Origin of the sequence: Pseudomonas sp. NPDC087697 (genome assembly GCF_044743155.1) — a bacterium.
GTDB lineage: Bacteria > Pseudomonadota > Gammaproteobacteria > Pseudomonadales > Pseudomonadaceae > Aquipseudomonas.
In genome coordinates, this window is the sequence record NZ_JBIUVW010000075.1 from 1 (window position 1) to 11,490 (window position 11,490).

The 11,490-nt window shown below is 57.4% G+C and carries 10 protein-coding genes; 1 reads left to right on the top strand and 9 read right to left on the bottom strand.

The window, feature by feature from the left end; all coding sequences use genetic code 11:
- From tpiA to rlmE, 5 genes are all read right to left on the bottom strand, one after another.
- A partial coding sequence (gene tpiA, locus ACIPIN_RS28355) for a triose-phosphate isomerase (RefSeq protein WP_401124690.1) occupies positions 1–708 on the bottom strand: 708 nt, incomplete at its 3' end.
- Positions 709–774: 66 nt separating this feature from the next.
- The gene (glmM, locus tag ACIPIN_RS28360; protein WP_401124692.1) at positions 775–2,112 is read right to left on the bottom strand and encodes a phosphoglucosamine mutase; all 1,338 of its coding nucleotides are present in this window, start codon (positions 2,110–2,112) and stop codon (positions 775–777) included.
- A gap of 16 nt (positions 2,113–2,128) precedes the next feature.
- Complete coding sequence (gene folP, locus ACIPIN_RS28365) at positions 2,129–2,980, bottom strand: dihydropteroate synthase (protein ID WP_401124695.1); 852 nt, start codon at positions 2,978–2,980, stop codon at positions 2,129–2,131.
- 8 nt (positions 2,981–2,988) lie between these two features.
- Positions 2,989–4,890 carry an ATP-dependent zinc metalloprotease FtsH gene (gene ftsH / locus ACIPIN_RS28370; RefSeq protein WP_123424209.1) on the bottom strand — a complete coding sequence of 634 codons (1,902 nt, stop codon included), beginning with the start codon at positions 4,888–4,890 and terminating at the stop codon, positions 2,989–2,991.
- 191 nt (positions 4,891–5,081) lie between these two features.
- Positions 5,082–5,732 (bottom strand): 23S rRNA (uridine(2552)-2'-O)-methyltransferase RlmE, encoded by a 651-nt coding sequence (gene rlmE, locus ACIPIN_RS28375; RefSeq protein WP_401124698.1) that lies wholly within the window; start codon positions 5,730–5,732, stop codon positions 5,082–5,084.
- A 105-nt stretch (positions 5,733–5,837) separates the two neighbouring features.
- Between rlmE and ACIPIN_RS28380 the strand changes: the two genes are divergently transcribed.
- The gene (locus tag ACIPIN_RS28380; protein ID WP_019691785.1) at positions 5,838–6,146 is read left to right on the top strand and encodes a YhbY family RNA-binding protein; all 309 of its coding nucleotides are present in this window, start codon (positions 5,838–5,840) and stop codon (positions 6,144–6,146) included.
- A 9-nt stretch (positions 6,147–6,155) separates the two neighbouring features.
- On the opposite strand, the gene ACIPIN_RS28385 is transcribed toward ACIPIN_RS28380, so the two are convergent.
- The 4 genes from ACIPIN_RS28385 to carA all read right to left on the bottom strand — a co-directional run.
- Positions 6,156–6,560 carry an MFS transporter gene (locus ACIPIN_RS28385; protein ID WP_401124708.1) on the bottom strand — a complete coding sequence of 135 codons (405 nt, stop codon included), beginning with the start codon at positions 6,558–6,560 and terminating at the stop codon, positions 6,156–6,158.
- Positions 6,561–6,588: 28 nt separating this feature from the next.
- Positions 6,589–7,065: a transcription elongation factor GreA gene (greA, locus tag ACIPIN_RS28390; protein WP_401124701.1), complete on the bottom strand. Its 477-nt coding sequence runs from the start codon at positions 7,063–7,065 to the stop codon at positions 6,589–6,591.
- The gene (gene carB, locus ACIPIN_RS28395) at positions 7,062–10,283 is read right to left on the bottom strand and encodes a carbamoyl-phosphate synthase large subunit (protein ID WP_401124704.1); all 3,222 of its coding nucleotides are present in this window, start codon (positions 10,281–10,283) and stop codon (positions 7,062–7,064) included. Before carB ends, greA begins: the two co-directional genes overlap by 4 nt.
- Before the next feature lie 139 nt (positions 10,284–10,422).
- Positions 10,423–11,490, bottom strand: a 1,068-nt coding sequence (gene carA / locus ACIPIN_RS28400; RefSeq protein WP_401124706.1) for a glutamine-hydrolyzing carbamoyl-phosphate synthase small subunit, incomplete at its 5' end; no start/stop codon positions are given.

The following is an 11,490-nucleotide window of genomic DNA, read 5'->3' on the forward strand; positions in this document are numbered from 1 at the left end:
ATATCGATGGGGGGCTAGCCCCCCATCGATATCCGGCATGCCGAACAGTTCGACCGCATTGGCCGCCTTCACGCTGCCGCCGTATAGAAGCCGCACACCTCGTGCGACTTCAGAATTTTCTGCCGCCAACTGCGCTCGAATGGCTGCATGCACATCCTGCGCTTGTTGCGGCGAAGCAGTCAGCCCGGTGCCAATGGCCCAGACCGGCTCGTAAGCGATTACTGCTTTTGCAAATGCACCAACACCGAACTCCTCGATGATGCTGCCCAGCTGACGCCCGACAACCTCAAGAGTTTTTCCGGCTTCGCGCTGCTCGAGGGTTTCCCCTACACACAACACCGGAATCAAGCCACATGCCTGTGCCGCTGCAAACTTGCGATTCAGTGCCCCATCACGCTCGCCGATGATCTGGCGACGCTCAGAGTGCCCAACGAGCACCAGGGAACAACCTGCATCCACCAACTGACTCGGTGCAATCTCACCGGTCAATGCACCTTGCATGGCTTCTACCGCAGAATTCTGTGCGCCGACCGAAATCGACTTGCCTTTCAAGCCATCAATCACTTGATTGATATACAAACAAGGCGGGAATACCGCGACATCAACACCGCTCGGCAAGGCCAGATGACGAAGGCCGTTAATCAGCTCAGCGACGCTGGCGCGGGTACCGTGCATCTTCCAGTTACCAGCTACCATAGGGCGACGCATGCTGTACCTCGTCGGTCAAAGTGGGCGCAGATGTTACCCAACCACATCATTACTGGCAAGCCGAAATCAGGCAGAAACTTCAGCAACCAGTTTTGCCAGCTCTTCAGCGTAACCACGAACCAGAGTTTCGTCCTCGCCTTCGACCATGACCCGCACCAGCGGCTCTGTGCCAGACTTGCGCAACAACACGCGACCACGCCCTGCCATAGCCTTGGTGACGCGCTCGCTGGCTTCTTTGACAGCCGCATGCTCGAGTGGATTCACGCCACCATCGAAACGGACATTGATCAGTACCTGAGGGCACTTGCACAACGCCTGGCGCGATTGCGCAAGGCCTTCCGAGCGCCTCCTCAACGCCATCAACACCTGCAACGCAGCGATAATCGCATCACCCGTAGTGGTATGACTGAAGCACACGACATGGCCGGAGTTTTCACCGCCCAACAACCAGTTGCGCTCCAATAGCTCGGCGATCACATAACGATCCCCAACGTTGGCGCGCACAAAAGGAATCGCCAGATCCGCCAGGGCCAATTCCAACCCCAGATTGCTCATCAGGGTTCCGACCACGCCCCCCTGCAACTTGCCACGCTCATGCAAATCGCGGGCGATGATGAACAGCAACTCGTCACCGTCGACGACCGCGCCCGTGTGATCAACCATCAAGACCCGATCACCATCACCGTCGAAGGCGATACCCAAATCGGCTTGTTCGGCCAATACGGCTGCCTGAAGTGGCCCCATATGGGTAGAACCACAATTGTCGTTGATGTTCAGGCCGTCAGGCGAAGCGGAAAGCACCGTGACCTGAGCACCCAATTCACGAAAAACACTCGGAGCCACCTTGTAGGTAGCACCATGCGCACAATCGATAACGATCTTCATACCCGAAAAACTGGTACCGGTAGGCACACTGCTTTTACAGAACTCGATGTAGCGGCCCGACGCGTCATTGATTCGAGAAACCTTGCCGATCTTGTTCGACTCGACCACTGTCATCGGCGTATCGAGCAACTCTTCAATCATCAACTCGACTTCATCCGGCAGCTTGGTTCCCTTCCCGGAGAAGAACTTGATGCCGTTGTCGTCATGAGGATTGTGCGATGCACTGATGACAATGCCGGCTTCAGCATGAAAAGTACGCGTTAAATAGGCGATAGCCGGTGTCGGCATCGGCCCCAGCAGCATTACATCGGCACCGGCCGAAGTAAGCCCGGCCTCAAGCGCTGACTCGAACATATAGCCAGAGATTCGCGTGTCCTTGCCAACCAGCACCTTGCACGCACCCATACTGCGAAACGCCATGCCCGCAGCCCAGCCGAGCTTGAGCATGAAGTCAGGAGTAATCGGGTATTGACCGACCCGACCGCGAATGCCGTCAGTGCCAAAATACTTCTTAGTCATAAGTGCTCCATCATTCTTATTCGGCCGATTCCACTGCTGCGATCATTCGCACCACATCCACCGTTTCGGCTACATCATGCACGCGCAATATGCGAGCGCCCTTGACCGTAGCCAGTGCCGCGAGAGCCAGACCACCATGCAGGCGCTCTCCGACCGGGCGATTCAATGCCTGACCAATCATGCTCTTTCGCGAAACCCCAACCAACAGAGGCCGCCCCAAGGCATGCAGAGCCTCCATATGTTTGAACAAGCTTAAATTGTGCTGCAAGGTTTTCGCAAAACCGAAGCCGGGATCAAGAATGATCCGCTCGGCCAGGATACCAACCGCCGAACATTGCGCCATGCGCTCGGCAAGGAAATCGCCGACCTCTTTCGTCACGTCTTGATAGTGCGGATTGTCCTGCATATCTCCCGGCTCACCAAGCATATGCATCAGACACACTGGCAATCCGGTGGCCGCCGCTGCATCCAGAGCGCCGTCTCGACGCAGCGAACGCACATCGTTGATCAGACCGGCCCCCAGGCGCGCGGTTTCACGCATGACCGCGGGCGTCGAGGTATCAATCGAGATAATCACATCAAGTTCGCGATGAATCCGCTCGACGATCGGCGCCACGCGCTCGAGCTCCTCAAGCGGGGAGACCGCCCGCGCACCAGGCCGGGTCGATTCACCACCTACATCAATGAGGGTTGCACCGGCAGCCACCATCGCCTCAGCGTGTCGCAGAGCAGCATCGAGCTGGCTGAAGCGACCACCATCGGAGAAGGAATCGGGAGTGACGTTGAGAATGCCCATGACATGCGTATGGGCCAAATCAAGAGCCCGGCTGCCGCAAGGCAACCGGGTTGAGGACTGTACAAGAGTCATTTCAAACCTTAGACGTCGGCGGCCGGGCCACCGATAGGGGTTTGCGGACGTTCTTCCTGTACGACAGGAGGAGTACCGGTGCCGCCCGACCAGTCACGAGGCTCACGCGGTGTGCGACCAGCCATAATGTCGTCGATCTGTTCGGCATCAATGGTTTCGTACTTCATCAGCGCGTCGGCCATGGCGTCGAGCTTGTCGCGATTGTCCGTCAGGATCTGCTTGGCCGTGCCGTAGCACTGGTCAATGATGCTGCGCACTTCGGAGTCGATCAGCTTGGCGGTCTCGCCCGAGAAGCTGGCGTGCTGACCACCACCGCCACGACCGAGGAACACTTCGCCTTCTTCTTCGGCATACATCAAAGGACCGAGTTTTTCCGACAAGCCCCACTTGGTGACCATGTTCCGCGCAATCTGGCTGGCACGCATGATGTCGTTCGACGCACCGGTGGTCACACCGTCGAAGCCCAAGGTCATCTCTTCAGCAATACGGCCGCCATACAGCGAGCATATCTGGCTGATCAACGCACGCTTGGACAGACTGTAGCGATCTTCTTCCGGCAGAAACATAGTCACACCCAGCGCACGACCGCGCGGAATGATCGAGACCTTGTAGACCGGATCGTGCTCAGGCACCACACGGCCAACGATAGCGTGACCCGCTTCGTGATAAGCGGTGTTCTGCTTTTCTTTCTCGGACATGACCATCGATTTGCGCTCAGCGCCCATCATGATCTTGTCTTTGGCCAGTTCGAACTCTTTCATCTCTACAACGCGCTTGCCGGTACGAGCAGCAAACAGCGAAGCCTCGTTCACCAGGTTGGCCAGGTCGGCACCGGAGAAACCAGGCGTACCACGAGCGATCACCGCTGGAGCGACGTCATCACCCATTGGCACTTTGCGCATGTGGACTTTCAGGATTTGCTCACGACCACGAATATCCGGCAGACCAACGACAACCTGACGGTCGAAACGGCCTGGACGCAACAGCGCAGGGTCAAGTACGTCAGGACGGTTGGTTGCGGCGATGACGATGATGCCGTCATTCATTTCGAAACCATCCATCTCTACCAGCAACTGGTTGAGAGTCTGTTCACGCTCGTCGTGACCACCGCCCATGCCAGCACCACGATGACGACCGACAGCGTCGATTTCATCGATGAAGATGATGCATGGAGCGTGTTTTTTCGCCTGTTCGAACATATCGCGAACACGGCTGGCACCTACACCGACGAACATTTCGACGAAGTCGGAACCGGAGATGGTGAAAAACGGTACTTTGGCTTCGCCAGCAATGGCTTTAGCCAACAGGGTTTTACCGGTGCCCGGTGGACCCACCATCAGCACGCCTCGAGGAATGCGACCACCCAGACGCTGGAACTTGCCCGGATCACGCAGGAACTCGACCAGCTCACCCACTTCTTCCTTGGCTTCGTCGCAACCGGCAACGTCAGCCAAGGTAGTTTTCACCTGATCTTCGGAGAGCAGGCGTGCCTTGCTCTTGCCGAAGCTCATCGGTCCGCCCTTGCCACCGGCACCACCCTGCATCTGCCGCATGAAGAACATGAAGACGGCGATGATTACCAGGATCGGGAAGCTTGCAACCAGGAGCTGAGTCCAGATGCTCTGCTGTTCAGGCTGCTTGCCTTCAACGACTACGTGGTTATCCACCAGGTCGCCAATCAGACCGTTGTCCTGAATGGCCGGACGAATGGTCTTGAAGCTGTCGCCATCATTGCGCTTGCCAGTAATGACATAGCCGTCCACGGCTACGCGCTCGACCTTGCCATCCTTGACCTGCTGGATGAAGTCGGAATAGTTGAGGGTCTGCGGCTCGTTAGGGCTGGAGAAGTTGTTCATCACCGTCACGAGGACAGCCGCGATGATCAACCACAGGATCAGATTCTTTGCCATATCGTTCAATTAACTACCCTCTGAAGCAAGCTCCGCTACTGGCGCGCGCTTCGCATGATATTCACCGGCCTAACTTACTACATTACCTACGGCTCTGGCAGGCGCCGTCTGTAACCCTTTGTGAAACATTGACTACTACAATATTCGCTATGCTGGATCTGTAAAGCGATACAAAAAAACCTATCACCCTATTAGAAACGTTCGACGCTCTCGGAACCTTCGAGTCCACGGAAGCCACGCCCCAGCAAGTACTGCTCGCGGGACCTGTCACGCGATGACAAAGGCTTGCGCATCTGTACCTTGTCAAACAGCTTGCGGATGTCCTTGTGGTACTCATCGAAGCCTTCACCCTGGAAGACCTTGATCAAAAAATCGCCGCCGGGCCGTAAAACCCGACCGGCGAGATCCAGGGCCAACTCGCAGAGGAACATCGCCCGCGGCATATCCACAGCTGCTAATCCACTCATATTGGGGGCCATATCGGAAATCACAAGGTCCACCTGCGTATTTCCGACCGCATCGAGGATCTGAGCCAGCACCGCATCCTCGGTAAAGTCGCCCTGAATGAAGGTCACATCGGGGATGCTGTCCATTTCCAGGATGTCGGATGCGATCAAACGACCCTGGCCACCAATCAGACGACTGGTCACTTGCGACCAGCCACCCGGCGCTGCGCCGAGGTCGATTACGGTCATGCCTGGACGGATCAGGCGATCCTTTTCCTGGATTTCCAGCAATTTGTAGCTGGCACGCGAACGATACCCGTCTTTTTGCGCCATTTTGACGTACGGGTCGTTGAAATGCTCTTTCAGCCAGTTAAGGCTAGTCTTGGAACGGGCCACGGGCCACCTCAAAAAATAAACGAGTCGCGATTAACTGGGCGGTCCCGGACTCGCTCGGGTAAACTGGCCGCCGCTTTTTACAAGATCAGACGCAGGGGTCAGATTATGCCGCTCACTCAAGAGCAGAAGAAACAGTACAAATCCATTGGCCACCATCTGAAACCAGTTTTGACTGTGGCTGACAACGGTTTGACTGAAGGTGTTTTAGCCGAACTGGAACGCGCATTGGGCGATCATGAGCTGATCAAGATCAAACTCAGTATCCTCGACCGCGAATCGCGCTTGGCAGCCATTGCAGAACTGTGCAAGGCCGGCAAGGCGGATCTGGTACAAGTCATCGGCAAGATGGCACTGATTTACCGGAAGAACTTCAGCGTAAACAAGCAGCTGTCGAACGTCCATCGCTTCAAGTGATGATACGGGTCAAGGGTGTGCTTCGCGCACCCTGCCACCCCATCCCGGCACCGGCTGCAATACCAGCAGCAGCCCGGAAAACCCCAGCACGAGATAGCTGAACAACAACCAATGCTGCGCATCCGGCCAGTCGATTCGCACGACGAAGTACATCGCACTCGCGCACAGCGCCATCAGCAGCAGTTGCCCGCGAATATCGCGCCATAGACTGATAAGGCCCTTGGCCTGAACCAGCACCAAAACCTGAAAAGTAATGCACGCCGCTGAAAACCCGACCAGCAGCGCACTCAGCATGCTTGAAATTTCTTCGATCAGCAGCGGTGCCAGGCCAATCCGACCCAGCACCGGCAGCAGACCGATGTGCAACAACCACAGGCCGCCAACCCATAACATCTGAGTCAGCTGCCAAAGCATGGCGCCCGCACGAAGCAGGCGCTTGCCTTCAGATATGGCGGACTTCGACAATCTCGTACTCGATAACGCCGCTAGGCGTTTTGACCGCCACCACATCACCCTCTTCCTTGGCAATCAAGGCGCGAGCAAGTGGCGAACTGACGGAAATCTTGCCGAGTTTGAAGTCAGCCTCATCCTCGCCCACGATGTGGTAGGTGACGCTTTCATCCGTTTCGACGTTGGCGATCTCGACTGTAGTGCCGAAAATCACTTTGCCGGTGCGAGGAATGGTCGTGACATCGATGATCACCGCATTCTGCATGCGGCCTTCGATGTCGCGGATCCGCGCCTCGACCATACCCTGCTGCTCGCGAGCAGCGTGGTATTCGGCGTTTTCCTTCAAGTCACCCAACTCGCGGGCCGTACCGATGTCCTGGCTGAGCTTCGGACGGACGACCTTGGTCAGGTGAGCGTGTTCTTCTTCCAAGGCTTTCGCGCCCTGAACGGTCATTGGGTATTTGATCATGCCTTCAATCCTGCATGTAGATCCTGCAAGCGACGTACGGTTTTTTCCGGACCGAACTTGAGCGCTTCACAGATAGCTTCGCCAGCAGCAATGGTGGTAGTGCAGTAGATCTTGTGCTGCAAGGCATTACGACGAATGGAATACGAATCAGCGATCGACTGACGACCTTCAGTGGTATTGATGATCAGCGTGACTTCGTCATTCTTGATCATGTCGACCACGTGCGGACGACCTTCGGTCACTTTGTTCACACGGCGCACTTTCAGACCTGCTGCTTCGATCAGCTTGGCAGTGCCGGCAGTGGCGACCACTTCGAAGCCCAAGTTGATCAAATCACGGGCTACGCCTGCAACCAGTGGCTTGTCATCGTCACGCACGCTGATGAAGGCAGTACCGCCGGTCGGCAGCACTTCGCTGGCACCCATCTGGGCTTTGGCAAAGGCCTCGCCGAAGGTGTCGCCCACACCCATTACTTCACCGGTGGACTTCATCTCTGGGCCGAGGATCGGGTCAACGCCAGGGAATTTGGCGAATGGGAACACCGCCTCTTTCACACTGTAGAAGTTAGGAATGATTTCTTTGGTGAAACCGATTTCCTTCAGGGTTTTACCGGCCATCACGCGAGCCGCGATCATTGCCAGGGAAACACCGATGCACTTGGACACGAACGGTACGGTACGGGAAGCACGCGGGTTGACTTCGATGACGTAGATGTCTTCGCCTTGCAGCGCCAACTGAACGTTCATCAGGCCGACCACGCCCAGTTCCAGGGCCATTTTCTTGACCTGTTCACGCATCTCGTCCTGGATATGTGCAGGCAGCGAGTACGGCGGCAGCGAGCACGCGGAGTCACCGGAGTGAACGCCCGCCTGTTCGATGTGCTGCATGATCGCGCCGATCACCACGTCGGTGCCGTCGCAAACCGCATCCACGTCCATTTCGATGGCGCAGTTGAGGAAGTGGTCCAGCAGCACCGGGCTGTCGTTGGACACTTGAACCGCTTCACGCAGGTAGCGCTTGAGTTCGTCTTCTTCGTAGACGATTTCCATCGCCCGACCGCCCAATACGTAGGACGGACGCACTACCAGCGGGTAACCGATCTTGCTGGCAGCGCGAATCGCTTCGTCTTCGCTGCGCACGGTGGCGTTCGGCGGCTGACGCAGGTTCAGACGTTCAACCATTTGCTGGAAGCGCTCACGGTCTTCAGCGCGGTCGATGGCATCAGGGCTGGTGCCGATGATCGGCACACCCGCGGCTTCCAGAGCACGCGCCAGTTTCAGCGGAGTTTGGCCGCCGTACTGAACGATCACGCCTTTTGGCTTCTCGACGCGAACAATTTCCAGCACGTCTTCCAGGGTCACTGGCTCGAAGTACAGACGATCGGAGGTGTCGTAGTCGGTGGAAACGGTTTCCGGGTTGCAGTTGACCATGATGGTCTCGTACCCGTCTTCGCGCAGCGCCAGTGCCGCGTGCACGCAGCAGTAGTCGAACTCGATGCCCTGGCCGATACGGTTAGGACCGCCACCCAGAATCATGATCTTGTCGCGACCCGACGGCGCGGCTTCACACTCTTCCTCGTAGGTCGAGTAGAGGTAAGCGGTATCAGTGGCGAACTCGGCCGCGCAGGTGTCGACGCGCTTGTAGACCGGGAACACTTCCAGTTTGTGACGGTGAGTACGCAGGCTCTTCTCGGTCACACCCAGCAGCTTGGCCAGACGCTGATCGGAGAAACCCTTGCGCTTGAGACGGTACATCATGTCGCGGTCAATGCTGGACATGCCCAGGGTCTTGACCTTCTCTTCGTCCTTGATCAGATCTTCGATCTGCACCAGGAACCAGGGATCGATCATGTTCATGCCGAAGATGTCTTCGACACTCATACCGGCACGGAAAGCGTCAGCCACGTACCAGATACGCTCGGCACCCGGCACGGTCAGTTCGCGCTTGAGCACGCTCATGCTTTCCGGATTGCTCAGGTCGAGCTTCTCGTCCAGACCGCAAACGCCTACTTCCAGACCGCGCAGAGCTTTCTGCAGGGATTCCTGGAAGGTCCGGCCGATGGCCATGACTTCACCGACCGACTTCATTTGAGTGGTCAGGCGGGCGTCGGCTTTCGGGAACTTTTCGAAGGCGAAGCGTGGCAGCTTGGTCACGACGTAGTCGATGGACGGCTCGAAGGACGCAGGAGTAGCGCCGCCGGTGATTTCGTTCTGCAGCTCGTCCAGGGTGTAGCCGATCGCCAGCTTGGCAGCGATACGCGCAATCGGGAAACCAGTGGCTTTCGAGGCCAGCGCCGAAGAGCGGGATACACGCGGGTTCATCTCGATCACGACCATACGGCCAGTGTCCGGGCAGATGCCGAACTGAACGTTGGAGCCGCCGGTTTCAACGCCGATCTCACGCAGTACCGCCAACGAGGCGTTACGCATGATCTGGTATTCCTTGTCCGTCAGGGTTTGTGCCGGAGCAACGGTGATCGAGTCACCGGTGTGCACGCCCATTGGGTCAAAGTTTTCGATCGAGCAAACGATGATGCAGTTGTCCTTCTTATCGCGGACAACCTCCATCTCGTACTCTTTCCAGCCGATCAGCGATTCGTCGATCAGCAGCTCTTTGGTCGGCGACAGGTCCAGACCGCGGGCACAGATCTCTTCGAACTCTTCACGGTTGTAAGCAATACCGCCACCGGTGCCGCCCATGGTGAAGGATGGACGAATGATGCACGGGAAGCCCAGCTTTTCGAGGACCGCGTTGGCCTCTTCCATGCTGTGAGCGATACCGGAGCGCGGGCAATCCAGGCCGATGGACTTCATCGCCTTGTCGAAGCGCGAACGGTCTTCAGCCTTGTCAATGGTGTCGGCGTTAGCACCGATCATTTCAACGCCGAACTTCTCCAGAACGCCTTCACGCTCCAGATCCAGTGCGCAGTTCAGAGCTGTCTGACCGCCCATGGTTGGCAACAGTGCGTCTGGACGCTCTTTTTCGATGATCTTGGCAACGGTCTGCCACTTGATCGGCTCGATGTAGGTCGCGTCGGCCATGTCCGGATCGGTCATGATGGTGGCCGGGTTGGAGTTCACCAGGATGACGCGGTAACCCTCTTCGCGCAGGGCTTTGCAGGCCTGGGCGCCAGAGTAGTCGAATTCGCAAGCCTGGCCGATCACGATCGGGCCAGCGCCGAGAATCAGGATGCTTTTAATGTCTGTACGTTTTGGCATGGGTAGTCACTCAAATCCGCAGGTCCGACGGCAATCCCCAAGGAGAAGCCGTCTTGATCAATCTCTGAAGTCCTTCAGGGGCCGCCGGGTTACCGGGGCCACCCTCGGTGACTTCTCGCTACATGCTCAAGGCCAGCGGTTAGCGTCGCTTGACCATCTCGTTGATGAAGCGATCGAACAGCGGCGCCACATCGTTCGGACCAGGACTGGCTTCAGGGTGACCCTGGAAGCTGAACGCGCTCTTGTCAGTACGCTCGATGCCTTGCAGGGTGCCGTCGAACAGCGATTTGTGGATCGCGCGAACGTTGCCTGGCAGGGTCGTTTCGTCTACCGCAAAACCGTGGTTCTGACTGGTGATCATGACGACGCCGGTGTCCAGATCCTGAACCGGGTGGTTGGCACCGTGGTGGCCGTGACCCATTTTCAGGGTCTTGGCGCCAGAGGCCAGGGCCAGCAGCTGGTGACCGAGGCAGATGCCGAACACCGGAATCTCGGTTTCGAGGATGTCCTTGATCGCCTGGATCGCGTAGTCGCAAGGCTCCGGGTCACCCGGGCCGTTGGACAGGAACACGCCGTCCGGCTTGAGTGCCAGGACTTCGCTGGCCGGAGTTTGTGCCGGCACCACGGTCACGCGGCAGCCGCGCTCGACCAGCATGCGCAGGATGTTCAGCTTGACGCCGTAGTCGTAAGCCACCACGTGATGCGGCAGTTCGCAGGCTTCGATTGTCGCGTGACTGTCGGTTTTCAGATCCCAGACAGTCGAGCGCCATTCGTAGCTTTCTTTGGTGCTGACGACTTTCGCCAGATCCATGCCCTTCAGGCCCGGGAAGCCGCGCGCCGCTGCAATCGCAGCCTCGTCGGAAATGTTGTCGCCAGCCATGATGCAGCCGTTCTGCGCACCTTTTTCACGCAGGATGCGTGTCAGGCGGCGGGTGTCGATACCGGCGATTGCCACAACGTTGTTGGCTTTCAGGTAATCGGACAGGGACATCGTGTTACGCCAGTTGCTCGCAACCAGTGGCAGGTCACGAATCACCAGACCAGCAGACCAGACGCGGTCAGACTCGGCGTCCTCCGGCGTGGTACCGGTGTTGCCGATGTGCGGGTAAGTCAGGGTAACGATCTGTTGGGCGTAGGAAGGATCGGTAAGGATTTCCTGATAGCCGGTCATGGCGGTGTTGAACACCACCTCACCAACGGTTTGACC